General features: G+C 69.1%; 22 protein-coding genes and 2 tRNA genes. 11 read left to right on the forward strand and 13 right to left on the reverse strand.

The window, feature by feature from the left end; translation table 11 throughout:
* The first annotated feature begins 64 nt into the window (after positions 1–64).
* From KLI87_RS12280 to KLI87_RS12295, 4 genes are all read left to right on the forward strand, one after another.
* Positions 65–727: a pyridoxamine 5'-phosphate oxidase family protein gene (locus KLI87_RS12280; RefSeq protein WP_214617037.1), complete on the forward strand. Its 663-nt coding sequence runs from the start codon at positions 65–67 to the stop codon at positions 725–727.
* Between the two features lie 52 nt (positions 728–779).
* Positions 780–1373: an oligoribonuclease gene (gene orn / locus KLI87_RS12285; RefSeq protein WP_156217734.1), complete on the forward strand. Its 594-nt coding sequence runs from the start codon at positions 780–782 to the stop codon at positions 1371–1373.
* Between the two features lie 55 nt (positions 1374–1428).
* A tRNA-His gene (locus KLI87_RS12290) sits at positions 1429–1504 on the forward strand.
* Between the two features lie 272 nt (positions 1505–1776).
* Entirely contained in the window at positions 1777–2178 is a 402-nt protein-coding gene (locus KLI87_RS12295) for a GIY-YIG nuclease family protein (protein ID WP_374225440.1), read from the forward strand.
* Positions 2179–2184: 6 nt separating this feature from the next.
* On the opposite strand, the gene KLI87_RS12300 is transcribed toward KLI87_RS12295, so the two are convergent.
* The 3 genes from KLI87_RS12300 to KLI87_RS12310 all read right to left on the reverse strand — a co-directional run bounded on the left by KLI87_RS12300 (position 2185) and on the right by KLI87_RS12310 (position 5163).
* Positions 2185–3204 (reverse strand): hypothetical protein, encoded by a 1020-nt coding sequence (locus tag KLI87_RS12300; RefSeq protein ID WP_308165981.1) that lies wholly within the window; start codon positions 3202–3204, stop codon positions 2185–2187.
* A 1017-nt stretch (positions 3205–4221) separates the two neighbouring features.
* On the reverse strand, positions 4222–4428 hold the full coding sequence (locus tag KLI87_RS12305) for a hypothetical protein (protein ID WP_214617039.1): 207 nt from the start codon (positions 4426–4428) through the stop codon (positions 4222–4224).
* Between the two features lie 369 nt (positions 4429–4797).
* Complete coding sequence (locus KLI87_RS12310; RefSeq protein WP_214617040.1) at positions 4798–5163, reverse strand: hypothetical protein; 366 nt, start codon at positions 5161–5163, stop codon at positions 4798–4800.
* A gap of 1593 nt (positions 5164–6756) precedes the next feature.
* Between KLI87_RS12310 and KLI87_RS12315 the strand changes: the two genes are divergently transcribed.
* The 5 genes from KLI87_RS12315 to KLI87_RS12335 all read left to right on the forward strand — a co-directional run bounded on the left by KLI87_RS12315 (position 6757) and on the right by KLI87_RS12335 (position 9392).
* A complete protein-coding gene (locus KLI87_RS12315; RefSeq protein ID WP_156217733.1) occupies positions 6757–7332 on the forward strand; it encodes a response regulator transcription factor in 576 nt (191 codons plus the stop codon).
* Between the two features lie 85 nt (positions 7333–7417).
* Positions 7418–7490 (forward strand) — tRNA-Lys (locus KLI87_RS12320).
* Between the two features lie 569 nt (positions 7491–8059).
* A complete protein-coding gene (locus tag KLI87_RS12325) occupies positions 8060–8524 on the forward strand; it encodes a hypothetical protein (protein ID WP_214617041.1) in 465 nt (154 codons plus the stop codon).
* A 30-nt stretch (positions 8525–8554) separates the two neighbouring features.
* Positions 8555–9025 (forward strand): hypothetical protein, encoded by a 471-nt coding sequence (locus KLI87_RS12330; RefSeq protein ID WP_214617042.1) that lies wholly within the window; start codon positions 8555–8557, stop codon positions 9023–9025.
* A 226-nt stretch (positions 9026–9251) separates the two neighbouring features.
* Positions 9252–9392 (forward strand): hypothetical protein, encoded by a 141-nt coding sequence (locus KLI87_RS12335; RefSeq protein ID WP_214617043.1) that lies wholly within the window; start codon positions 9252–9254, stop codon positions 9390–9392.
* Positions 9393–9649: 257 nt separating this feature from the next.
* On the opposite strand, the gene KLI87_RS12340 is transcribed toward KLI87_RS12335, so the two are convergent.
* The 7 genes from KLI87_RS12340 to KLI87_RS12370 all read right to left on the reverse strand — a co-directional run bounded on the left by KLI87_RS12340 (position 9650) and on the right by KLI87_RS12370 (position 18380).
* Complete coding sequence (locus KLI87_RS12340; RefSeq protein WP_214617044.1) at positions 9650–10666, reverse strand: hypothetical protein; 1017 nt, start codon at positions 10664–10666, stop codon at positions 9650–9652.
* Between the two features lie 10 nt (positions 10667–10676).
* On the reverse strand, positions 10677–11219 hold the full coding sequence (locus tag KLI87_RS12345) for an RICIN domain-containing protein (protein ID WP_214617045.1): 543 nt from the start codon (positions 11217–11219) through the stop codon (positions 10677–10679).
* 207 nt (positions 11220–11426) lie between these two features.
* Positions 11427–11912, reverse strand: coding sequence for a hypothetical protein (locus KLI87_RS12350; RefSeq protein WP_214617046.1), 486 nt, complete (start codon positions 11910–11912; stop codon positions 11427–11429).
* Between the two features lie 3 nt (positions 11913–11915).
* The gene (locus KLI87_RS41495; protein ID WP_214617047.1) at positions 11916–15479 is read right to left on the reverse strand and encodes a GDSL-type esterase/lipase family protein; all 3564 of its coding nucleotides are present in this window, start codon (positions 15477–15479) and stop codon (positions 11916–11918) included.
* 900 nt (positions 15480–16379) lie between these two features.
* Positions 16380–16571: a CDGSH iron-sulfur domain-containing protein gene (locus KLI87_RS39990; RefSeq protein ID WP_374225441.1), complete on the reverse strand. Its 192-nt coding sequence runs from the start codon at positions 16569–16571 to the stop codon at positions 16380–16382.
* Between the two features lie 64 nt (positions 16572–16635).
* On the reverse strand, positions 16636–17325 hold the full coding sequence (locus tag KLI87_RS12365; protein WP_214617049.1) for a HemK2/MTQ2 family protein methyltransferase: 690 nt from the start codon (positions 17323–17325) through the stop codon (positions 16636–16638).
* Positions 17322–18380 carry an iron-containing redox enzyme family protein gene (locus KLI87_RS12370; protein ID WP_214617050.1) on the reverse strand — a complete coding sequence of 353 codons (1059 nt, stop codon included), beginning with the start codon at positions 18378–18380 and terminating at the stop codon, positions 17322–17324. Before KLI87_RS12370 ends, KLI87_RS12365 begins: the two co-directional genes overlap by 4 nt.
* 265 nt (positions 18381–18645) lie before the next feature.
* Here KLI87_RS12370 and KLI87_RS12375 point away from each other — a divergent pair, with 265 nt between their 5' ends.
* Positions 18646–18882: a hypothetical protein gene (locus tag KLI87_RS12375; protein ID WP_156217715.1), complete on the forward strand. Its 237-nt coding sequence runs from the start codon at positions 18646–18648 to the stop codon at positions 18880–18882.
* 31 nt (positions 18883–18913) lie between these two features.
* Here KLI87_RS12375 and KLI87_RS12380 read toward each other — a convergent pair whose 3' ends face one another.
* Positions 18914–19741 carry a helix-turn-helix transcriptional regulator gene (locus KLI87_RS12380; RefSeq protein WP_214617051.1) on the reverse strand — a complete coding sequence of 276 codons (828 nt, stop codon included), beginning with the start codon at positions 19739–19741 and terminating at the stop codon, positions 18914–18916.
* A gap of 118 nt (positions 19742–19859) precedes the next feature.
* Between KLI87_RS12380 and KLI87_RS12385 the strand changes: the two genes are divergently transcribed.
* On the forward strand, positions 19860–20924 hold the full coding sequence (locus KLI87_RS12385) for an aldo/keto reductase (protein WP_214617052.1): 1065 nt from the start codon (positions 19860–19862) through the stop codon (positions 20922–20924).
* A gap of 44 nt (positions 20925–20968) precedes the next feature.
* Here KLI87_RS12385 and KLI87_RS12390 read toward each other — a convergent pair whose 3' ends face one another.
* Positions 20969–22462, reverse strand: a complete 1494-nt coding sequence (locus KLI87_RS12390) for an alpha/beta hydrolase (protein WP_214617053.1) — start codon at positions 22460–22462, stop codon at positions 20969–20971.
* Between the two features lie 216 nt (positions 22463–22678).
* On the reverse strand, positions 22679–24874 hold the full coding sequence (locus KLI87_RS12395) for an MMPL family transporter (protein ID WP_156217711.1): 2196 nt from the start codon (positions 24872–24874) through the stop codon (positions 22679–22681).
* Positions 24875–24939: the final 65 nt, after the last annotated feature.

A 24939-nucleotide genomic window follows, 5' to 3' on the forward strand; every position in this document is an offset into this window, starting at 1 on the left:
TCTCCCGCTATCGGCCCCAAGTGGCCCTACCGACCAGGCCACTCTCCTCCTAGCGTAAACGGACATGACCCCACTGTCCGCAACCGACCGCACCCGCCTCGGCCGCCTCCCGGAGCGCTCCAGCGGCGACCGCTCCGTCCTGTACTCGATCCTCGACGACGGCATGATCTGCCACCTCGGCGTCGTCGTGGACGGCGCGCCCCGCGTCCTGCCCACCGGCTACGGCCGCTCCGGCGACACCCTCTACCTCCACGGCTCCACCGGCGCGCGCAGCCTCATGACCGCCCCGTCCCAGGAGATCTGCGTCACCGTCACCCACCTGGACGGCCTCGTCATCGCCCGCTCCCTGTTCCACCACTCGATCAACTACCGCAGCGCGGTGATCTACGGCACCCCGCACCTCACCACCGGCGACGAGAAGCTCGCCGGCCTCCGCGCGATCGTGGACCGCCTCGCCCCCGGCCAGTGGGACGTCGCCCGCCAGCCCACCCGCAAAGAGCTGGCCGCCACCACCGTCCTCGCCCTCTCCCTGGACGAGGCTTCCGTCAAGACCCGCCAGGGCCCGCCCGGAGACGACGAGGAGGACTACGCGCTCGACGTCTGGGCCGGAGTGGTCCCCGTAAGCCAGACCTTCGGCACCCCGTCCCCCGACCCATTGCTCCACACCGGTGTCCCCGTCCCCCCGCACATCGCCGCCCGCGGTACCGAAACGGCTCCGACCTCGTAAATCGGCCCGGCTCGATGCCCCGCGCAGTCGTTCATGGTCGTAGGGTGAACCCATGAACGAGCGGCTGGTCTGGATTGATTGCGAAATGACAGGACTCGACCTGCGTCACGACGCGCTCATCGAGATAGCCGCGCTGGTGACCGACAGCGAACTCAACATCCTCGACGAGGGCGTGGACGTCATCATCAAACCCCCGCCGGAGTCGATCACCCAGATGACCAAGGTCGTCCGGGACATGCACACCACGTCCGGCCTGCTGGAGGCCCTCCCCGGCGGCGTCACCCTGACCGAGGCCGAGGACACCGTCCTCACCTACATCCGCACCCACGTCAAGGACGCCAAGAAGGCCCCCCTCTGCGGCAACTCCATCGCCACCGACCGCTCGTTCCTGGCCCGCGACATGCCCGCCCTCGACGGCCACCTCCACTACCGCATGGTGGACGTCTCCTCCATCAAGGAACTGGCCCGCCGCTGGTACCCCCGCGTCTACTTCGCCAGCCCGGAGAAGAAGGGCGGCCACCGCGCCCTCGCCGACATCACCGAGAGCATCCAGGAACTCCGCTACTACCGCGCCGCCGTCTTCGTCCCCCAGCCCGGCCCCGACTCCGAGACCGCCCGCACCCTGGCGTCCGGCGTCACCGGCTGACCCACCCGGCAGAACCCGCTACACTACTGAAAGCCGGGACGCGCTCCCGGCCACGGTGGGTGTAGCTCAGCTGGCAGAGCACTTGGTTGTGGTCCAAGATGTCGGGGGTTCAAGTCCCCTCACTCACCCCAAGCAAAGAGCCTGGTCACCAAGGGTGGCCGGGCCTTTTCTCTTCTCAGGATCCGTGATCGACGATCTTCGGTGTCCGATTTTGGGAGCACGTTGGGAGTGATCTCGTTGTGACGCCCCCTGGAGAACCGTTCTTCGCCTCCCTGCTCGCCGCCCCGGATCGGCTCTGGACGGCCGCCGAGGTCCTCACCAAGCCCAGCCCCGTCCCAGCCGCTCCGGGCGTCTACGGCTGGCACTTCAACGTCTCGCCGTTCGCGTCCTTGCGGCCGAGCAGTTGCTGTACGTGGGAATCGCACCGCGCAAGATGACGTCACGGCGTAGCCGGCAGAACCTGCGCACGCGGGTCCGCTACCACTACCGCGGCAACGCGGAGGGATCCACGCTCCGGCGCACGCTCGGCTGCCTACTCGGCCTCGAACTCCGACGCGTGGGCAGCGGCAAGCGCATGACGTTCGGCAAGCTCGGCGAACAACAGCTCACGGCCTGGATGGCCGAACACGCCTTCGTGTGCTGGACGCCCCACCCGGAGCCCTGGCTCCTGGAAACCCAGCTCATCAGCCAGCTCGACCTCCCCCTCAACCTGGACCAGAACAAGCACAACGCGTTCCACGCCCAGCTCACCGAGATCAGGTCAACGGCGAGGCAACTCGCCCGCGAGCTACCCATCCTGGCCTGATCCAGCTCATCCGCCCGTCCACACCTTCGCCATGCGCTCACGGGCCGCCAGAGGTGCAGGGAGCCGCTGGAAGTCTCCCGGCCCCTGGCGGTACAGGCAGTCCACCCCGTACCGGTGAAGGAGAGCGATGGAGATCTCAGCCGGCTTCTCGGGGAACAGACCAGAGAGACTGTCGACCGGTTCAGGGCTATGGGCGACGTAGTCGAGAAGCTGCCCCAAGGCAGCGCGCACGTACTGGTGGCCAGCGCCGCTCTTGGCTTCGATGATCTCTGTACCGTCGGGCCCCGTGACGTGGATGTCCGTGATGCCGACTGGCACCCGCAACCTTCCGGTCTCACAGCCTTCCAGGCTGTTGATGTACTCGCGGACAAGCAAGGCTTCCGCGCGCTGAACGAGCACTCGCCGCCCAGCAGTCTGATAACTGGTCCGTGTCGTGTGGACGTTCTCCAGGTCCACCACCTGTGTGCCCTGCGCGAGCGCTTGAGCAACCTCGTTTTCCCGCACGAGGTCTTGCTGGAGACTAACGGACGGGATGATCCCGAGTCCCTGGAGCACGGCTTCCGCCTTGTCGCCATCCAGAATCCGAAGCCCCATGAAGTTGTCGCCCGCATTGAAGCCCGGTAGCGCCCAGATCTCCTCATAGGGGATCTCCGTGGACTGGAAGCTCAGAAGACTGTAGACGTTGTTCCAGCTCCCCTTCTCGCCTGGCGCCCAGAGAGTGTCAGCGAAAGCCGCATTATCGAAGAGGACGCCGACCTCCCCGATGCCACAGACCTTCTTCTGGCCTGTGAACAGCACGACATCACCGAAGTGCACGTCCTTCATCTTGCCGTTCTGGAACGAGCTGGCCCCCCAGAACCGGGCCCGCCCTGACGGATGAAGCTCCAACAGCGCCTGACGCTGCTCCTGAGAGAGGAGGCCCTCCCGCTCCGGGACGGTGAACGGGACCTCCTGCCCCAAGGTGTCAGCCCACCGGCGTCGGGATGCAGCATTGCCGGCTGACGGCTGGATGACTACGACTGCCACACTCGGTCCCTTTGGTCGGATTTGCCGCATGCGCTCTGATCCGACCATTTTTGCACCTAGAGCCAGTGATTTCGACCGGCCAGAGCGGCCCACTGCACTCTCGCCCTATAAACGCGATAAGCCCTGCTCATCCGGAGATGAGCAGGGCTTATCTAGTCTAGAGTCGCGTTCCGCTGTACGGGGTCACCGTTCAGGCCGTGCGCCCTCCGGTGCCGTGCCGCCCGGCTTCGACCTTGAGCAAAGCGTCCAGGGTGTCCACTTCAGAGCACGTCGCCATCTGTGCGCGCTCGGCTAGTGCGTCCTCCCAGAGGAGTCGCAGCGCCGTCAGGAGGGCGGCCCGCATCTCGGGTGTGGGTGAGCGTAGGTGCCTCGTATGCCGATGACCTCGTGCCCCATCCGCTCAGATTGCAGGACGCACGGGATGCTGGCGTTGTCCATCCAGGGCTGGTGACCGTGCCGGAGCCCGTAAGGCGTCAGGCCGGGACGGAGTGGCAGCCAGCATGCGAGCGGGACATCTTCTGCTTGCGGCTTCCTCGATCCGGGGCATTCGACCCCGCGCGTTCTGTGGCTGATCAGGGTGCCGTCGATGCGAAGGAGTTGCGTCCGGCGGCACTCCGAGCACCGTCCACGGCCCTCTCCGCTGACCAGCCGAGTGATCCGCGACCGGTCGGCGGGGAGAACGGTTCCCCAGGCACAGCCGGCGGCCAGGGCGGAACGGGCTGCCCTACCCCACGTCCGCCAGCACCGGCATAGCGGGCTTGGGAGCGCGTTTCGAATACCAGGCGTCCGCAGCGGGCCTCAATACCCGGTCGCTGTAGTTGGAACGGCGGAAATGCGCGCGTTCCGTACTCAGGAAGACGCACCGACCGCCCCGGCAGCATGGATCTTCGGTGCCGCGGCATGTGCAGGTCCGGGGCGACGCGAGCTGGCGGGCCAGCAAGTCGTCCAGGAGCGGCGGGAGGTCGAGGGTTCGCATGGAGCCGTCTTTGGGGCGCCTGCCGTTCAGCTCGTACAGCTTCAATGGATGTCGAGTTGGCCCAGACGAACGCTTTCGGGTGGCAGCCCGAGCAGCTCGCCCCATCGAGCGCCGGTGAACGCCGCGGTGACGACCATCACGAAGTCGGTCTCCGATCCGGTGAGCAGCGCACACCGCTCGGCGAGCAACAGCGCTTGCAGCGGCGCCTCCGCGAGATCGACGGCGGCGGGCTCGGGAACCCTCCGCACGTCGCCTCTTGGCCGAGGTCGGGCCGGGGTGCACTAGGCAGGGAGCGCCGGACAGCAACTCCTCCTCGTGAAGCAGAAGTCGCACGCGTCCATTGCGCGCGAGCCGTCAGCACCTCTGACGGATGCCGCCGGTCAAAAAGATCCACGCGCAAGAACCGGTGCCCGCCGGGATGAGTGGCAGCGCGACCCCGGCTACCCCTGACCGGTCCCCGTTCCAACGGAAGAACGATGTTGAGGGTCTCAGAAGCCGCGCGTCCACTCCCCCGCAACCGCCTCAAGCTCAGAGAACCAGTTCGGCGACGCGCGTCGTGTTCATGGAGCCGGTCCCGGCCGCCGAGGCGGCCGGGACCGGTGGAAGAGGCGGGTCGCTCAGTCAGCGCAGATGGCGTAGACGCTGATGCCGACGTCGTTGTAGCCGATCTGGCGGCCGAGAGCGATCCAGCCGCGGCCGTCCCCGGTGGGGAAGGAGCCGACCAGGATGGCGCCGTTGCCCTGGGCTTCGGCTCCGCCTCCCAGGACGTGCTTGGTGCCGGGGCAGAGCAGCGTGCGGCGCTGGAAGTTGGGGACGGTGGCGTTGGGCAGGGTGACGATCTGGTAGCCGGGGGGCAGGGCGACTGCCTGCGTGGTGGTGGCGGGGGCGGCGGTGGAGTAGGCGTGGGCGACTCCGGCGGTGACCAGGCAGGTCGCGGCGGTGGTCGCGGCCAGGGCCAGGGCGGTGGTCTTCATCGATGCCATGTGCTCTCCTTCGGCGATGGTTCCACGCCGCCGGTTCCCAGGACACAGTCGGGACGCGCGGATCCCGGGGGGAGCGGGCGGTGGGGAACCCAGCAAGGGTCGACACGAGAAGTGTCCGTGATGTCACAGCCCGTTTCCATGATTACTTGTGTTCATATGATTACCGAGAGTGCATAATGGGTGATTACGGAAGGTGTTCACAGAGGCGCACTTCCGTAACCTGCGGTGATCGCACACCGATGGCAGGATGGCCGTCCAGATCCGGCCGCGCGTGCTGCGAGTCGGTAGATCCCCTGGTAAAAGGGCCGCTGCTCGGCGCTCTGCCCCAGGCGGTCGAGATGCCTCAGGCGATCCAAGCTCGGACCTGTTCACCTCACAAAGGCGGCCTCGATGATCGATGCGCTACCTCTGATCAGGATTTCGGCAGAGACCGCTGCCGGCGACCGGTAGCCCGAAGCATCCAAGCCTTCCCTTGGCCGAACACCCGCAGAGCGAGAGACCCCGCTCCGACGCCGGGCCGTCGAGCGGGGCCTGCTTCGCCTCGGAAGCCGTGGGACGATCCTGGACGCCAGGCCGCTTCATCCTGGGCGTGCCCAGGTGTCCGACATGCCGAAACCTTGGTAGGCAGGCGCGTCCGATGGTCCAAGATGTCGGCGATTCAAGTCCCCTCACTCACCCCGACGAACAGCCCTGGTCATCGCGGATGATGACCAGGGCTTTCCGGTGTCCCGGGTAAGCTCCACCACCCATGAGGTGAAGCTGCGCCGACCCATGTCCCGGATCCTTATGACCGAGGCCGGCGCCTGGCAGTCGCGCCGGTACCGCCCAGGATGATGTTCGAACCGATGCCGCCCAGCAGTCGTCGGCAACCGGACGACCTGGATGAGGCCGATGGGCTCAACGGCCCGTTCGGAGCCGAGCGGCGAGAAGAACGAAGGCAGCGAGACCGGCCGGGCGCCGAAACTGCGCGACAAATGCGGTACAGGTCCTTCGAGGGAATACGCGTCCCAGAAAGGGAGGCCATCTTTCCATGTGGGTGAGCGACAGCGGACGTTCGTGATGCTTGTGCGGCATCTCGGATGCGACGGCCTTGGCCGAAATGTCGCGGTGGCGGCTTGCCTGCTCGGCTTCGACGCAGAGCAGGGCCGGTTCGGGGTCGGCCGTCCTGGAGAATCGCCGACCGATCTCGTGAGTCTCCGAACCTTGTTCGGTTCTTCTTTGGATTGCCAGCGGGCGAGCGTGCTCGTAGCCGGTTCCCGCCGGGCTCAGCGGCTCTGCAAGTGGTTGCTTACGCCATCGGCTGACGGCTGCGCCAAGGCGGGCGTGAGGTCGTGTCCCTGGTTCGGCTGGTGAACCGATCGGCTACGGCGGTGCCCTCGGCCTTTCATACGTGCGGCGCCTCCCCCGCGTATGGAGCCGTATCCGACGCTTTGGGATCTTGGTCCGTACGGCCTGAGGTCAAGGACGTATCACCCGAAACCAGCCCTGGTCGCCCGGCCACGGGCTTCTTCGTGGCGCGGTTCATCGACTCAGGATGATCGGCCGGTTATGCTCCGTCCTTATAAACGCCCAACGACACCCCAAGGGCAACGGATGAGTGTCGACGAAACGGCCCCACTGCGCGTCCTCGTGGTGGACGGCGACCCCCGCGTTCGCGCGGACGTCGTCGCTCTGCTCGACGACAGCGACGAGCTTGAGGTCATCGCACAGACCGCCACGGCCGGTGACGCCGTCGAGCTGGCTGAACGCCTGCGTCCTGACATCGTGCTGCTGGACGCGGACTCCGCCCGCACCGGCCACGCCACGCCCCTGAGCCGAGCCTCCAGGGTCTTCGTCCTGGCCTCCCCGGGGGACCAGTGCGTCGAGGTCGCCATCCGCGGCGGCGCCTGCGGCCACCTCGTACCCGGCGTGTTCACCGTCCGCGACCTGATCCGGGGTGTCCGGGACGCGTCGCGCGTCTCCCTCGGCCTGTCGGCCCGCGAGTCCGAGGTGATGGACCTCATCGCCACCGGCCGGTCCAACGGCGAGATCGCCCGCCAGCTCTTCCTCAGCGAGAAGACCGTCAAGAACCACGTCAACCGGATCTACGCCAAGCTGGGCGTCAGCTCCCGCGCCACCGCCATCGCCCTCTGGCGCGGCATGATGAGCGTCCTCCCGGCCAAGGACTAACCGATTCGCACAGGTCCACGGCCCCTGGTACTGTTCTTCCTGTCGCGAGGGACACCGGCCAAGGCCGGAGCCCCCCATCTGACAGGCGCCGTTAGCTCAATTGGCAGAGCAGCGGACTCTTAATCCGCGGGTTCGGGGTTCAAGTCCCTGACGGCGCACCGCAACCACTAGGGCGTACATCGGCTATCGGTGTGCGCCCTGTTGTGCTTCAGGGCTTTGCGGTTGAGAGGCGGCGTGATTCCGCCAGACGTCAGCGCGGGGGCGCGGTCCATCCAGGCGGGTGCATCAGGGGCGGTAATGCCGTCCGGCTTGTGCGCCTCCAAGCTCCGGTGATATCTCGAACGCCGACGTTCCCGGACGGTTGGTGTCGAACGGTGAGTTCACCGTCGGCGGCTTCCGCAGCCGGCCGCCATGCCTGATGAGTGGGGGGCGGATGGACGATGCAGTGCGGGCACGGGCTGCTGCCGAGGCGCGGCTCGGGTCGGAGGCGCGGTCCGAAGAGCTCGGCGAGCGCTGAAGCGGACCACCGCTGATCCCGCCGACTGGGTCCTGCTCGCGGAGCGGGTGTTCGCCGGGGACGGCGCCGAGGTGGGGCGTCCGGCCGCGCTGGTCGTGGCCGGGTTCATAGAGTTCGCCTTGGATGCGACTGCCGCGCAGAATCCGCTCCGCGATCAATTTTTTCAGTACTACTCCTTCGCATTCAGCGTCCTTGTGGAGCGGTTGGGCGATGTCGGACGCGGTTAAGGTGATATCAGCGGAGGCGGAGCGGCACCCGGAGGGCTACTTTTACCTGGCCGAGCGTATCGCCACGGTCAGGGCGGATCTGGCGCCCAGCGCCGCGGCCGTGGACGCGCTCATCAGTGCCCGGTTGCTGCTCGTCCCACTCATGGCGCCGGACGATCCCGAGACGGCTGAGCTCATGGCCCGGTTAGGGTCGGTCTTCCTCGACCGGTGCGACGCCGCGAATTCGGTGCTGGCGGCCGAGGCGGTGCGCTGGACGCGGAGGGCCATTGAGGCCATGGGTGCTGAACATCCCCGGTCTTGGGGACCGCCGCGCAGTACGCCGGTGACGAGGCGGAATTGGCGGAAGCCGCCCGAACTGGCCCGGGTATTGGTGTGTCTGTTCGAGGTGAACGGCGATCTCGCGGTGGTGGACGAGGCGGCCGAACAGTACGCCCTCTGTCTCACGTAGTGCCCGGACGAAGCAGTTGCGCGGGCGCATGTGCTGGCGGGGCTGGGCAACGTACGGCGTCTCCGCTACCAGCGGACCGGTGATCTCAGCGATTTGCAGCAGGCAATACTGGCGGTGCAGGAGGCCCGCGACGGTATGCCGGTGGACGACCAGCATTACGCCACTGTGCTCAGCAACCTTTCGGCGCTCCCGTACTACCTGTACGAGCGCACGGGGAGCGAGAGCACGCACAACGAAGCGGTCGCGGCCGGTCGCGCGGCTCTTGGGGCGGGCCATTCCCTGTCCACACTCAGCAACCTCGGTTCCTCACTGCTGCAGCGTTTCGTCCGCACCAGGGACAGCCGCGTCCTGGAGGAGGCGGCCGACCTGCTGGCGCGCGCCGTAGCGGGGACTCCGGAGGAGGACCCCGACCTGCCGGTCAGGCTGAACAACCTGGCTGAGGCGCAGGGCTGTCGGTTCTTCCAGCTCGACGAGTCGATCAGGCTCGGTCGCAGGGCGTAGGCCGCGCTGTCCGCACGTCCGCCCCACGACCAACTGCGGTGCGGGGTCCCGGTACGTCTCGGCCACCGGCTGCGGAGCGCTACGTGAGCACGGGCGATCCGTCCGCGCCGGAGTTGCTCCGGCAGGTCGTCGCCGCACTGCCGGAGACCGCCCCCGACCGGCCGCACCTCCTGTTCATCGCCGCCACGGCACTGGAAGCCCCTACCAGGAGACCAAGCGGCCCGAAGTGCTGGACGAGGCCATCGCGGTGGCCCGTGCCGGGATGGTTCTCGGCCTGCTGCTGGGCCACAGGTATGACGAGGTGGGCGACCGGGCGTTCCTGCGGGAGGCCGGGACGCGTCCCTTCTCGACGGTCCCGAGCGGTTAGCCGTTCGTTTCGCACGGGGGGTCTACGAGGCGGTCGCCGCGGAGGGGACGGGCATGGCCGCCCGCGCGCTGCACGCGACCATGCACCGGCTGCGCGTCCGCTGGCCGGGGCATCCTGAGCTATGGGCGTTCATTCATGTGGGCGCGTAGCACGCGAAGGCCGCCTGTAGCCCTCCCGCTCCCGCATGGTTGCGAGAGCGGGAGGGCCGCACGGAGGAACTGGTTCGTCGCGTTAGGGGTCGGTGCGGGCCGACGGCATCATGAGTTCTCGTTGATGAGGTTCTGGGCGTTCTCTACCCATTGTTTGAACACTTCGAGGCCCTTGGTGAGTTGCGAGTTGTTCTGCTCGATCAGTTGGGTCTCGTAGGCGGATTTCGCGGCTTTGTACACGCCCACCACGTTGACTGATGCTTGGCATTCGGCGTCGCTGACCGCTGTTTTCTGTTCGGCCTCGGAAGGCGGGGCGCCCGGGTCGCGTTGTCCCCAGCGGGGGTCGATGGGGGCGCTCAGCGGGATGTCGTAGGTCAGCCCGCGGGCCGCCATGCACCGGCTCCATGCGCCGAAGGCGTCGACCACGCGGCTGTCGCGGAGGGCCAGGACTCTGGCGTCGGCCGAGAGGGCGCGGGGGTCGGACGGCATCTCGCCCGTGAGGATCGTCGTGTCGCCGGCGCGCTGGCAGCCGCCCTTGGGGACGTCCTCGCCCGATCGGGTACGCGGCGCGTATCCGTAGAAGGCGTTTCTCTCGTCGATCGTCATGCCGGGCCGGGAGATCATCGAGGACGGCTTGGGTTGCGCGGTGGGAGGATATCCCGTTGACGCGGCCTTTTCGGGGTCGAGGTACTCCAGGACGTCACCGTCTGCGGCCGGGTTGCTGGACGGGGTGGCCAGGGTTCGCGCGTTCCAGCCGGTGAAGCCGAGGCGCTTCATGCACAGGCCCGCGGCGACGTTGCCGGCCTGCTCGATGAGTTGCACATCGCCCGCCGAGGTCATGTAGGCGTCCAGCGGCATTCGGATTCTTTCCGCGCTGACGACCTTGGGGATGTCGCCGAGCGGCGGTTCGGGCTGGGTGGTCGGGGGCGGGCCGGGGTCGTGCGGGCCCGGGGAGACGGTCACCGGCACTTCGGGGCTCGGCGTGCCGGCGCTCTCCGCCGCCGAATGCACGGGCTCCGGGAGCAGGCCCACGGCGGCGACGCCCGCCAGGGTCGTGCCGGTCACGGCGAGACCGGCGAGGGGCAGCCGCCATTTCTTGGAGAACCGGGGTTTCATGGTAGCCATCACGTCCGTCCTATTTCCAGAAGCACTTCGTGTCCAGGAACTGGCGCCCGCCGCCGCAGACGGAGTCCGGCCACAGGTAGGCCTGGTAGATGTTCCGGTTCTGGTTCGCCGCGAGGTGGTCGTGGTAGGCGTCCCCGCGGCACCCCTTCTTGTTGATCAGTTCGTAGAGCGTTCCGTACTCCTTGGTCCAGTTGTTGTTCTGGAGGACCTTCCAGCGCTGCTGGGAGCCGCCCCACCAGGACCATTGGGTGGCGTCGCAGCTCCCGCTGTCCCAGCGGTCCAGCGCCTTCCAGCTGTTGTAGTTGTCCATCCGGAAGTAACCGTCGCTCTGCTTGCTCGCGTACCAGTACTGCGTGGCTGTCCCGTTCCACGGCCACGTTCCGACATAAGCCCCGTTCGCCTTGCTCGACGAGTAGACCTCCAGGTGCCGGTTGACGTAGATGTTCTTCCAGGTGAACTTGCCGTCGGCGTAGGCGCCGGTCTGGCCGGCGGCGCCGAGCAGGACGAAGGACACCGGGCTCAGGAATCCCAGCAGCAGGGCCTTTTTCAGCATTCGACGACGGATCCTTTTCATGGGCTACTCCTGGATTGATGCGCGGACGACGAGGTTGCGAAGTGAACCTCTTATTGAATGTTGATCACGATGAATGGTCTTCGTCAATTGATCTTTGGCGTCCGTATCCGGTCATCGGCTCGTGCTCGTCAGGGCGTGCGTCACCAAGGCCGCCGCGTAATATCGCTGCGACCGGAATGCTGTTTTTCAGGAGCCCAGGCGGACTACTTTGTCGATCGTTCCCAATTGCGGGTCGGTCTTGGCGAGGTCGCCGGGGCAGTTGAGATCGATCATGCTGGACGCGGGGCGCTGACCGGCGGGGAATCTGACGGTGATGTGGGCGCAGAGCCGCACGGTGCGGGTCTCGTGGCTGAATCCGCCGGAGGCGGTCGCGGTCTTGACCACGGTGATGTCGAACCATGCCCGGTCTGCTGCGAGGTCGCTTCTCAGGAGCAACCCGCCCCGCTGGGGGGTGTAGCGGGGAAGCCCTGTCAGCAGCCCGTCGTAGGCGCTCCGGTGGTCCGGTGAACGGCTGAGGCGAAGTCCGATCGTCTGCTTCAGCTCGGTCGCCGCGTCGCGGGCCCGGTCGGCGGCGTCCTCTACGGCTTTGTCCTGGGCGCCGGCGCAGCCGGTGCCCAGGGCGCTGGTGAGCAGGATCGACAGGATGCCCGCCAACGCCCTGGGCCGCGTCATCGGCTACAGGCCCATCTGGCGCAGGGTCGCGTTCAGCGCCTCGGCGTAGTGGGCCGTTCCTTCGATCTTCGGGTGGAACGACTGGTTGGAGTTGGGCGGAAGCGGGGACGGATCGTCACCGGGTGTCTTGTCCAGGACGATTCCGTGGATGGTCTCGGGGTCGCCGCAGATCGCCCGGCCGGCGAACCTGGCGCGGGGGTCGGAGAACCAGGTGGGCGCGCCGGCCCTGGTGGCGTTCTCGGAGGCGGTCTTCATCGCTCCCGCCAGGACGTCGGCCATCTCGTTCATCCACGGCGCCTCGGAGGTCCCGATTCCGGGGATGCACTGGCCGTTGCCGTCCAGCAGACGCGGGTACCCCATAAGGACGATTTTAGCATTGGGCGCGTATCTGTGGACGGTGCTCAGCACCACCTCGATCGAATTCCGGACGCTGCCGTTAATGCGTTCCGGTTCGGCGTCTTTGAGCGGCTTGTCGTCCCCGTCGAGCGTCGAGTCCTGGCAGAGGCCCAACGAGCCGTAGATGCATTTCTGGACGATATTGGAGAACTCCGCGTCGTTGCCGCCGATGGAAAGGGTGACGAGGGTGGTGTTGTTGTCGAGGTAGCCCTGGTCGAGCTGCGGGAGTTCACCGAATTCCGACTGCCCTGATCCGCGCGGGCCGTCGACCGACACGGGCAGGATGTTCTTGGTTCTGGCGCCGGAGCAGGCGATGAACTGGTAGTCGAGGGAGGGGTCCCAGTCGTCGGCGCGTTGTCCGATCGAGGTTCCCGAGTCGTTGAGGTTGGCGCGGCGGGACCAGGCGTGGCGGGAGCGGTGGCAGGCGTCGCGCCAGTAGCCTCGTCCGCCGTCGATGTCGGTCTCCCGGTAGTAGTCGCCCCCGCCGCTGACCGAGGCGCCCTCACCAGATGAGTAGGAGTCGCCCATGGCGACAACGGAGTGGCGCGGTTTGCCGGACAGTTTGTGGAAGGCGACGGCGTCCCAGGCGATGTCCTCGTCGCCGTTTCCGTCGGGTGTGTCGGTGGACAGGGAGACCTTCGGGGCCCCGGTGAAGCGGAATACCCCGAGGCTGACCCAGCGGTTGGCCATGATGCGCTGGGGACGCACCCGGACCGGGCTGCTGGAATCGGTTCCGTGGACGGTGTAGGCGGCCTGGCGGGTGTGGGCGCCGTGGTCGGGCAGGTGGACCATGACGCGGGCCCATCCGCCGATGTTCTGACCCAGGTTCCAGGTGCCGGTGGTCTTCATCCGGTTCCCGTCCGGATGGGTCGTGGTACTCCGGGTGTGCGAGAACCAGAAATGGCCGCCCAGCCCAGCGCCGAGTTGGTGGAGGTCGATTCTGGACGACGCGGTGGCGAAGTCCAGGGTGAAACTGCCCGTGGAGGCCGGGCCGCCGCAGCCGGGGCGGTGCACCGGGGTTCCGGAGGGGAGGTCGTCGACGATGAGCGACCCGGCCGGCAGTCCGGCGGTGGTGCAGTTGGGCGGATAGGCGGTCCCGTCGGCCTCCTCGGCATAGGTGCTGTCGAAGCGCAGGATCTCGTGCCCGCAGCGGCCGAGGTTGCAGATCTGCCAGGACGCCGGCTGGGTCCACCAGCAGTGCAGGTCGGCGCGGCCGCAGGGGCCCATTCCCGGGTCGTTGCTGTTGCTGTTGCTGATCTTGCCGGGGTCGCACTGGTTCGCCGAGGTGCAGAACAGCCCTTCGGGCGGCTTGATGTTGTGCCGCAGGTCGTTGTTGGTCCACCAGGCCGCGCGATATCCCGCGACCGTCTTGCCGGGTGATTCCAAACCCTCCAGCGGACGCGCGGCCCAGCCCAGGACCTTCTCCTGATAGGGCCAGTCCTGGGGGTTCTTGGCGTGGGTGTAGTCGTCCCCGCCGTTCTCACCTTCCAGGAAAGGCGGCCGGTTGGCCTTCCACAGCGGATCGGCGGGGTTGTTGGTCCAGCCCAGCCCCCAGGTGCCGCCGTTGCCGGGGGCCTCGCCCTTGGTGTGGTAGCCGGAGTTGTACGCCCACAGGGCGAAGAACCAGTTCTCCAGATGTTCGGGCTTGCCGTTGTCGATGATCAGCCCGTCGGCGCGGGTCTGGTTCCATTTCTCCACCAGGATGTTGACCCCGGCGGCGATGTTGGCGGTGTAGTCGAGCGCGACGGCCTGCTGCTGGAGGTCGGTCTTGGGTTCTTCGTGGTCCTTCTCCTTGCCGTGCATCCGCATGCCGTCGGTGACCTGCGCGATGCCGTAGCCGCAGTCGGCCTTGGACCAGTCGATGGCCCAGGGGTCGGTCTGCTGGCCGTCAGGAGTGTAGTGGATCCCGTAGTAGTTGCCGATCAGCGGGTTTCCGGTGACGCCGGGGACCACGGTGCGCGACGCCTGCCACATGTTGGATTCCTGGGCGGTGACCCCGAGCATGATCTGCGCCGGAATCCGGCCGCCGCCGCTCAGCCCCTGCAAGGGGAACAGGGTCTGCGGTTGATAGGCGCCCATTCCCAGGTTCTTCCAGTTCGCGGGCCGGGAGATGTGCTTGTTGAGGTTCCCGGTGATCGCCTGGTCCACGGCCCATTCGACCTGCCGCGGCTTGGGCTGCATTGCTTGCTTTCCGGGGTCGTTGCGCGGCACCGAGCAGGTCCGGTCCGGCTCCACCGTCCCGGTGGCCTGGCGCCTCTGTTTCCGGGCGGTGGACGGCGCCGGGAGCGCCGGGGAGCGCCGGGTGCCCTGCACCCCCCTGGCGATGGCCTGGTCGCCCGGCTTGACCTGGAATTCGGTGTCCTTGCCGGTGCTCAGAATTCGCAGGCCGATCTTCACCGGCCGGACGTCGGTGGCCTCGCGCGGGCCGATCCGTGAATCCTTGCCGTCCGCCCACATGGTCCTGGTGACCATGGCCTCGCCTCGGGTGGTGGCGACGGCGTCCATGGGAATGCGCGGGCGCATCTGGACGATACGGGGCAGCGCGGCGACGGGCTTGGCCTGGCCGGTGACGAACACCTGTCCCGTAGCGCTGGCGGACAGGTCCAGTTTCGTCAGCGGCCCCTGGGCCAGCACTTGCGGTGCGGGCGCTTTTGCATTTCCCTTTCCTAATGCAAGCCGCTTGACCTGCCCTTGCGGCTCGCCGGACGAGCCGACCGCGGGACGGTCCAGGAATACGACACCGCCGTCGGCGTCCGGCTTGAGTTGGAAGGGGACCTGGTCGGTGCGGGCCAGCACCGTCCGCCGGCCCGAACGGTCGATCCGCACCAGGCGTGCGGAATCGGCGGCGACGACGGCGTCCTCCACCGGTACCGCCGAGGTCACCTGTCCCTTGAGCGTGATCGGCTTGGCGGGCCTGCCGGAGACGGCGTCCACCGTGATCAGCCGGGTGGCGTTCCTGCTCTCGCCTCCCGCCTGGGTGAACACCCCTGTCTCACCGGTGCCGCACCCCGGGCTGAAATAGGCCAGGGAAACCTGCCGGTTCAGCTTGGTCACCTTGCCGGTCCCGAGGTCAACCACGGCGGCGAACGCGCCGCGCGCCATTAGTTCGGCCTTGTTGGTGAAGGTGCGCGGCGCGTACGCCACCAGGGCCCGCCTGCCCGATCCGGTCACGCATGCGTTCCCGATCCAGGCGTCGGCGTCGAAACCCGGCTCCGACAGTGACGCGGCGGTGCGCCAGGCGTATCCCGACCTTCCGTCGGCGACAAGGAGATGAAAGCCCTGGGCGTCGCCGGAGGTGGTCCACGCGCGATCCCGGGACCTTTCCCATCCTTTTCCCATTAAGGAGTTCCGTTGGGCGGGGGCGATCGAGCGCTGCCCATCGTCCGCGCCGGCGGATCGAACCGGTTCCCTTTGCTGGACGGGCCGCGGGGCGGCGTTGGCGGCGCCCGGCAGCAGCCCGGCGACCACCACCAAAGCGGTGCCTATGGCGACCGCGCCATAGGCCGTTCTTCGAGATCTCAATGGAGCTCCTTGCAATCGGGGGATGTGAGCGGCGGTGCCACCGGGAGGCAGGCGCCATTGGGCATGGGTCGACCAGCGGCGCCGCACCGCCGAAGAACAGAAGATCTCGCACTGTCCATCGGAGGATTGCAAACAACTACATGTCACGGACCGAACACCGAAGGGCCGGCTCCGCGGGCGAAGAATGCTCCCTCAACCCGGCCAGGATCCGGCCCTCATGATCCTTTGGATAAGCCGCCTGAAGTGTGGCACGCCGAAACAAGCCCTGACCATCGTCGGTTTTGGCCGCACATGGCCATCCGGGAGTTGCCTGGCCAAGCGCAAGGCAAAGCCGGGGGTCGACGATTTCGACGCCTTCGCTTTTCGTCCGGAGGCGAATGATATCGCTTCGAATTCGCCCGGTCACCCGGCCGGAAGAGCCCGCGCGCGTATCCCGAATGGCGGGGCGTCGCCATCGGTCAGCGCGTCATCACCGCGGCGCGGCCGAGGCCGCGGCGCCCTCCCAGCGCTCGGAGTTTCGCCCGGCCTTCGGCGATGGGGGGCGGCGGCTCACTCCTCGGCGCCGCGGCGGCGCGGGCGGGTGCGGCGGCGGTGGCTGGTGTCGCAGAAGGGGTAGGCGGCGCTGCGGCGGCAGGTGCACAGCGCCACCTGGAAGCGGTCGGAGGCGACCGTCGAGCCGTCCTCCAGGACGATCTCGACCGGGCCCTCCACCAGCATCGGGCCGCCCGGGACGATCCGCACCCGCCGCGGCTCCCGGGCGGGGCGTGGCTCCCGGGCGGGGCGTGGCTCCCGGGCGGGGCGGGGCTCAGGCCGCTCGGCTGCCGCGCTCATGTCCCCGCCCCTCCGCGACATGGCCGGCGCGTATGACGACCAGGTCCTCGTGCGCCTGCCCGGGGTACAGGAGGCCCCGGGCCGCCAGCGACTCGGCGCGCCCACGCATCACCGGGCCGAACGGCTCGCGGTGCCGCGCCACCACCGAGGCGTCCATGCCCTCCCGGCGCAGCGCCACCAGCGTGGCCGCCACCCCGTTCAGCGCCGAATGCACCATGAGCAGGGTCCCCGAGGGCGTCAGATGGCGCGGGGCCGCCCGGCAGATCCGGTCCAGCAGTATCCGGCCCTCCGGGCCCGCCTCCCAGGCGCGCGCCCGGCCCCGCGCCGCCGCCGGGTCGACGTCGCCGGGGACGTACGGCGGGTTCGCGAGGATCACGTCGAACCTCTCACCGGCCACCGGCGCGAACAGGTCGCCGCGCAGCACCCGCATCGGCAGGCGCCGCACCCGCGCGTTCATCCGCGCCGTGAGGACCGCCCAGGGCGACACGTCCACCGCGACGACCTCGCAGCCCTTCCGGGCGGCCGATATGGCGACCGCGCCCGCTCCGGTACCCAGTTCCAGCACCCGGGCGCCCGGCGGGACGGCGGCGGCGCGCAGCGCCGACGTCAGCAGGTGCGTGTCGGACTGCGGGCGGTAGACGCCCGGCGGGCGCAGCAGCATCATCGTCCCTCCGTCACCGGTCGGCGCAGCGCGGAGCGGCCTGATCGCCAGGACTCCAGCAGGTGGTCGCCGAGGCGGTCCTCCAGCAGGACCGTGGCCCGCACGCCGAACACCACGTCGGCGGCCAGCTCGGGCTCGTCGGCGAGCAGCCCGCCGATCACGTCGTGGCGCAGCACCTGCTCGTGGACGGCGTCGGCCTCGACGTGCTCGGTGTAGAACTGGCGGGCCCGCGGGCCGCCGCCGAGCCGCTCCAGCGCCGCCACCATCCGCCGCGCGGACGGCGCCGTGGTGATCTCCGCCGCCGCGAAGTGGCCCACCATCGCGCCGCGCAGCGACCGCCGCAGCCCGAACAGCGACATCATGTTCACGGTCGCCAGCATCGCGGCGGGCGCCGCGTCCACGTAGGCGCCGTAGAACGGGTCCAGCCCCAGGTCGTCCAGCAGGCCGGCGTAGAGGTCCTGGTGGATCATCTCGGGGCGGCCGCCGCCGAACTCGTCGTTCTCCACCGCGACCAGCGCCGTCTTGGCCCGGCCCCGCAGCCGCGGCACCACGAACGCGTGCGGGTCGGCCTCCTTGAGGTGGTAGACCGCCCGCAGGGCGGCGTGCTCCAGCAGCTGCCAGCGCTCACCGGCGTCGCGCAGATGGTGGCTGACGCCCTCCCCGTCGACCGGCTCGACCAGCAGGTCCTCCAGCGCAGCCTCGACGTCGGTGCCGGGGACGGTCTCCCGGCGCAGCGCGTCCAGGAAGACCGACTCCATCTCGCCGCGCAGCCGCAGCAGCCCCGCGTCCCACTCCCAGTCCGCGTCGACCCCGGCGAACCCGCGGTAGTGCAGCTCGTGGCACATGTGCAGGGCCAGTTGGAGGTCGTCGCCGAACGGATCGGCGGACACCACGGCGGCGAAGAGGTCGGGCGAGCGGACGAACGTGCCCGGTGGGCCCCCCGCCAGCGCGTCGGCGACCGTGCGTGAGAGCAGGCCGCGGGAAGGGGGCGGCGCCGGGGTCCTCGCCCGCTCCGAGGGCCGCTCGGCGGTGCGGCCCGGGACGTGTCCTACGGTCATATCTCCTCCGTGACCTTGCGAGCGTCCGGTTTCGGTACCCGCCAAAACGCGTCCTATACGCCAGCCTTTTTCCATGTTTGTCCAACTTTCCCGCCGGTGGGGGCACCGGGGCCGGGGCTCCCGCTGCCGCGAGGTGCCAAGCCGCAGGGACGGACGTCATCACCGCGACGTGCGGCGCGCCGCCTTCGGGTCCCCGGGTCCGCATGAGCGCCGGAACGTCGGGTAGCAGGGCGACGAAACCGATCCGACCAGCAGGGAGGTCGTCATGGTGGCGGCGCATCCGGAGACCGGCGAGGTCACCGGGACCAAGGACAAGGACTACAACCTCATCTGGTTCGCCGAGCAGTGCCTGAGCAACGCGCTGCGCCTGGAGGTCTACATCGCCGACGCGGAGCGCGCGGGCGACTCGCAGCTCGCCGACTTCTTCCGCCGCGCGCAGACCGAGAGCCGCAAGGGCGCGGAGCAGAGCAAGGAAATGCTCGCCAGGCGCCTCCAGGGCTGACCCGCGAGGGTTCCGGCGCTCGGCCGGGAGCCTATCCGGCGTTCAACCGGTCGAGTGCCGACTGGCTTTCGCCGTCCGCGGCACGGAAGATCACCAGTTGCAGGTCGGGGTCGTCCAGTGGGGTGAGCGTTTCGAAGTCCACGGCGACCAGGCCGGCCTCGGGGTGGCGCATCTGCTTGCGGCCCCGGCCGTGCACCTTCACGTCGCGTTCGTCCCAGAGCCGCGCGAAGTCCGGGTCGGTGGCGAATTCGGCGATGAGGGCGGAGAGCGCCTCGTCCTCCGGGTGCGCCGCCCACACGGTGCGGAGGTGGGCGATCCCCTCCCGCACGATGCGTTCGCGGTCGACGTAGAAGTCGCGCATCTCCGGGCGCATCAGGCACAGCCACATCGAATTGCGTTGGTGGGGCGGGAGCGTGTCGAAGTCCAGGAGCAGCCTCGACATTTCGGTGTTCCACGCCAAAATGTCGTAGCGGTGGTTCGTCAGCATGGCGGGCAGCGGCGACAGGTCGGCGACCAGGCGGGCCAGGGGCGGGGCCGCCGCGGCGGCGGGCCTGCCGGGGGTGGTCGGACGCTGCCGGGCCAGGTCGAACAGGTAGGCGTGTTCGGCGGAGGTCAGGCGCAGGGCCTGGGCGAGTGACCCCAGCACCTCCGCCGAGGGGCGCAGGCCGCGGGCCTGTTCCAGCCGGACGATGTAGTCGATGCTGATCCCGGCGAGCTCGGCGACCTCCTCGCGGCGCAGGCCCGGGGTCCGCCGGGTCCGGCGGCGCGTCGGCAGGTCGAAATCGTGCGGGTCCAAGCGCTCGCGGCGGCTCCGCAGGAACGCGGCCAGCTCCTGTGTCGTGTCCAGGGCCCGGATCATCGCGTCCGATTCTATAGCAGGGTGGGACTGGCGTTCCCAGGCACTTCCTTCCCTTTTCCGCGGCCCGCGCTGGTCGCAGGCTTCTCGTGACAACGCATCATGAGCGCGGGAGGAAACGATGTCCCTCACCCTTGACACCTACCGGCTGCTGGGGCGGTCCGGCCTCCGGATCTCGCCGCTGGCCCTGGGCGCGGCCACTTTCGGCACCGAGTGGGGCTGGGGCGCCGAGCGGGACGAGGCGCGCAAGCTGTTCGACCTCTACGTCGAGCGCGGCGGCAATTTCATCGACACCGCCGTCACCTATACCGATGGGAGTTCCGAGCGTCTGCTGGGGGAGTTCGCCCGTGCCGAGCGCGAGAGGCTGGTGCTGGCGACGAAGTACACGACGCTGCGCCGCGAAGGGGATCCGAATTCCGGGGGCGGCCACCGCAAGAACCTTTTCGCTTCGGTGGAGACCAGCCTGCGCCGGTTGGGCACGGATTATCTCGACCTGCTCTACCTCCACGTCTGGGATTTCGCGACGCCGGTCGAGGAGATCCTGCGCGGTATGGACGACCTCGTGCGGCAGGGCAAGGTCCTCTACGTGGCGATCTCCAACACCCCGGCGTGGCAGGTGTCGCGGATGCAGGCGATCGCCGACCTGCGCGGCTGGTCACCGCTGGTCGCCCTGCAGATCGAGTACAACCTGGCCGAGCGCACCGGGGAGCGCGACCTGATCCCCATGGCGCGCGAGATGGGCCTCGGGGTGGTCCCGTATTCGCCGCTCGCCGGCGGGGTGCTCACCGGCAAGTACAGCCGCGACGACCTGGACGGCGCGAATGAGCCGTCCGGCGACGGTGCCCGCCGCGACTTCAACCTGTCCCTGGGCTGGCTCACCGAACGCAGCCTCGCCATCGCGGACGTGGTGAAGGAGACCGCCGCGGAACTGGGCCGCACACCCGCGCAGGTGGGGCTCGCGTGGACGCTCCGGCAGCCGGGCGTCGCGGCGCCGATCATCGGCGCCCGCACCCCCGCGCAACTGGAGGACAACCTGGGCGCGTTGGAGGTCGAGTTCACCGCCGCCCAACTGGCCCGCCTGGACGAGGTCAGCGCGACCGGTCTCGGCGTCCCGCACGAATTCCTGGCCGGCGACTTCGGCCGCGCCCAGACACGTGGCGGCATGAGGGTCGAGACCCGCCGCTGAGGAAGGGGCCCGAGGGCGGCGTCGCCGCCGCCCTCGGGAGCGGCTCACCAGAGCCATTGAGGCTTGCGGGTGTCCGGTTCGAGCTTCGTTTCGGTGAGCGGTGCCGGCTCGGCCGGGCAGTGCGTGTCGGGCGGCGGGGTGCGCAGCGTCAGCAGGTAGCGGTCGATGGCCGCGGTGGTGCAGGGGTTGCGGGTGTAGGACGTGTGGCCGATCCCGTCATAGGTGAGCAGTACGGACCCGGGGATCTGGCGGGCCACGCTCTCGGCGTCCGAGTACGGCGTGGAGACGTCGTAGCGGCTGTTGACCAGCAGGACCGGCGGGACGCCTTTGATCCGGTAGGGGCGCTGGGGGTTGCGGGCCCGGGGCAGGTAGCCCTGGCAGCCGGCGACGGCGATCCAGCGCAGATTGTCGACCCGGGTGTGCGGCGCCGCGTGCCGGGAGGCGGCCATGAGGCTTCGCAGATGAGCGAAGTCGCGTACCGGAAAGCTGAAATCGGTGCAGAAGATCGGCTGGAAGGTGTCCCCGAAATCCTCCGTCAGCCGTACCGGCTTTTGCGCCTGTAGGCGGGTGAGATAGACGGACAGGGCCGGCCAGCCGCTCCTGGAGTTCGGCCCGTACATCGCCTCGCGTACCGTTTCCACCAGGTCGATGGACGTGATCACGGTCCCCGCGGGATCCTTCAGCTCTCCCCGGTCCGCCCTGGCCAGCAGGCCGTCCAGGACCTTGAACGCGTCCTGCCCGCGCAGCGCGCAGCGCGGGCTCTCCTCGCACCAGGCGGCGAACCGCCGGTAGAGCCGCTCCAGGCCGGTCGATCCGGTGAGCAGATAGCGGCGGACGTCGGTGGCGCTGTGGTTCATGTTGCCGTCGAGCGCCAGCGCGCGGACGCGGCCGGGGTGCTCCTCGGCGTACTGCTGGCCCAGCAGCGTCCCGTAGGACTCCCCGTACAGGGAGATCCGGCGTTCGCCCAGTGCCGCGCGGACGGCGTCGACGTCGCGGGCGTTGCTGCGGGTGTCGACGTGGTCGAACACCGGCCCGGTCAGCCGCCGGCATTCATCGGCGCGCTTCTTATGCCATTGCAGCAATTGCGCATACGCCTTGGCGTCCCGCGGGTACTCCGATGGGGAGTCGGAACTGGGAGGGCACCTCAACGGCCGGCTACTGCCGATTCCCCGCGCGTCGACTCCGATGACGTCGAACCGCTGCAGGATCTGGGGGTCGAGATCGTCGGCGCCGAAGAGCACGAAACCGACACCGGAGCCGCCTGGGCCGCCGGGCAGCAGGAACAGCGATCCGATCCGCTTTCGCGGGTCGAGGGCCGGGCGCCGGGCCACCGCGAGATCGATCTTGGCGCCCGCGGGCCGGGCCCAGTCGACCGGGACCGGCACCTTGCCGCACTGCGCCCACGGATCCTCGGGGCACGGCTTCCAGGCGATCCCCTTCGCGGCGGGCGATGCGGGCGACTCGGCCGTGGAGACCGGGCCCGGTAAGAGGAGTAAGGACACGAGCGGCGCCAACGAGGCCATGCGGGTCCACGACATCGGAACCTCCCTGAGATCGCGGCCCTCGTCCGTGCCCGGGGGTCCGGCACGGTCCGGGGCGGTCGACCGGGCAGATGGTCCTCTCCGGAGGACGGGAGGGGTCCCGGGCCCTGCCCCGTTGACGCCGCCGCGTGGTCTCCCGGCCGTCGGAGAACACACCTTTGCCGCCGGACATGGCCCGATCCGGCGGCAAAGGGGGCTGCTGTCGCGCGGGCGTCAGGTGCGGCCGTCCACCCCCTGGAGTTCCGGCTTCCGGCTGGCTGCCGGCTTGGACGGCCCCTCCACCGAGACGTGCGGCAGCACCTTGTCGATCGCCTTCGGCAGGTACCAGTTCCACCTGCCGCAGAGCTGCATGACGGCGGGGACGAGGATGGTCCGCACCACCAGGGCGTCCAGCAGGATGGCGACGGCCACGCCGAGCCCGAACTCGGCGATGGTGCGCATCCCCGCGAACACGAACGCCATGAACACGCAGATCATGATGATCGCGGCGGCGGTGATGATCCGGCCGGTCGCGGCCTGCCCGCGCCGGACGGCGAGGTCGTTGTCGCCGGTGTGCAGCCATTCCTCGTGGATGCGGCTGACCAGGAACACCTCGTAGTCCATCGACAGGCCGAACAGCACCGCCAGCATCATCGCGGGCAGGAACGACTCCACCGGACCGGCCGAGCCCGCGCCGAGGGCGGAGGCGCCCCACCCCCACTGGAACACCGCGACCACGACGCCGAACCCGGCGCCGGTCGAGAGCAGGTTCATCACCGCCGCCGTGAGCGGGATGACGAGGCTGCGGAACGCGAGCATCAGCAGCACGCACCCGAAGGCGACGACGATCGCGACGAACAGCGGCATCTTCCCGCCGACCACGGACGCGAAGTCCTTGAAGACGGCGGTCTGGCCGCCCACGTGGACGACGAGACCGTCCTTCTCATAGCTCGGGATCACCCGGTCGCGCAGTGTGTCGATGAGGTCGGCGGTCTCCTTGGTGTCGGGCGCCGTCGTGGGCGTGACCTGGAGCGTCCGCACCGTCGCGCCCGGCGCGACCGGCCCCGGCTGCACCGAGGCGACGCCCGGGACGCTCCGGAGGTTCTGCTCCAGCCGTCCGAGGTCGGCCTCGGCCGCTCCCCCGGCCGGGACCTTCGCCACCAGCAGCAGCGGGCCGTTGTAGCCGGGCCCGAACCCCTCGGCGAGCAGGTCGTAGGCCTTGCGGGTCGTGGTGTCGGGCGCGTTGTTGCCCGCGTCGGCGGCGCCGAGCCGCATCGAGAAGAACGGGACGGTCAGCACCACCATGACCAGCGTCGCGGCCAGCGTCAGCGTGACCGGCCGCTTCTGCACGAACCCGGCCCAGCGGGCCCAGGCGTCGGACGCGCTGGCGCCGCGCGGCCCCTCGTTCTTCAGGCGGGCGCGCTGGCGGCGGCTGAGCACCCGGGTGCCGAAGATCCCGAACAGCGCCGGCAGCAGGGTCGCGGCGACCGCGACGGCGAACGCCACCATGATCGCGGCGGCCAGCCCGATGCCGGACAGCACGCTGATGCCGAGGACGAGCAGCCCGAGCATCGCGACCGCGACCGTCCCGCCCGCGAACACGATCGCGCGGCCGGAGGTGTTCATGGCCTCGACGGCCGCCTCCTCCGCCGTGAGCCCGGAGATGATCCCGTTGCGGTACCGGGCGACCACGAACAGCGCGTAGTCGATGCCGACGCCGAGGCCGACGAACGCGGCGATGATCGGCGCGGTGGTGCCGATGTCCATCACGTGGGTGAGCAGGTCGATGCAGAAGAGCGCGTTGCCGAGCGCGAGGATGGCGGCGATGAGCGGGATGGCCGTCGCCAGCACGGACGCGAACGCGAACAGCATGACGATGGCGGCGGCCACGATGCCGACCAGTTCCGCGGTGGACGTCGAGGGCTTCTCCAGCTGGGCCATCGCCGCGCCGCCGAACTCGACCTCCAGCGCGTCGCCGCGCAGGTCCGAGCCGAGGTCCACGACCTTCTGGATGTTCCCGGTGTCGAGGCTCTGGCTCTGCTTGGTGAACGTGATCGTCGCGTAGGCGGTCTGCCGGTCGGGGCTGATCTGCGCCGCGCCCCGCGAGCTGAACGGGCTGACGACCGCGCCGACCTCGGGCACCTTCGCGACCTCGGCGAGCATCGCGTTGACCTTGCCCTGCACGGCCGGGTCGGTGACCTTGCCGTTCGTCGTGTGCAGCACGATCGTGGTCCGGTCGCCCGAGCTGCGCTGGAACTGGGTCTCCAGCAGGTCGGCGGCCCGGGTGGACTCGGTGCCCGGCAGCGAGTACCGGTCGGAGAACATCGCGCCGGCCGAGACGGCGGTCCCCCCGAGGACCGCCAGGGTCAACAGCCAGGCACCGATGACGATGAAGTGGTGCCGGAAGCACCATCGAGCGATCACGCTCATCGGGTCCCCCCATGGACTGGAACGGATTGTGGTCGAGGAACGGGGCGGGATTTCGAAACGCCCGC

It is taken from the genome of Actinomadura sp. NEAU-AAG7 (assembly GCF_018603865.1).
GTDB classification, from domain to species: domain Bacteria; phylum Actinomycetota; class Actinomycetes; order Streptosporangiales; family Streptosporangiaceae; genus Spirillospora; species Spirillospora litoris.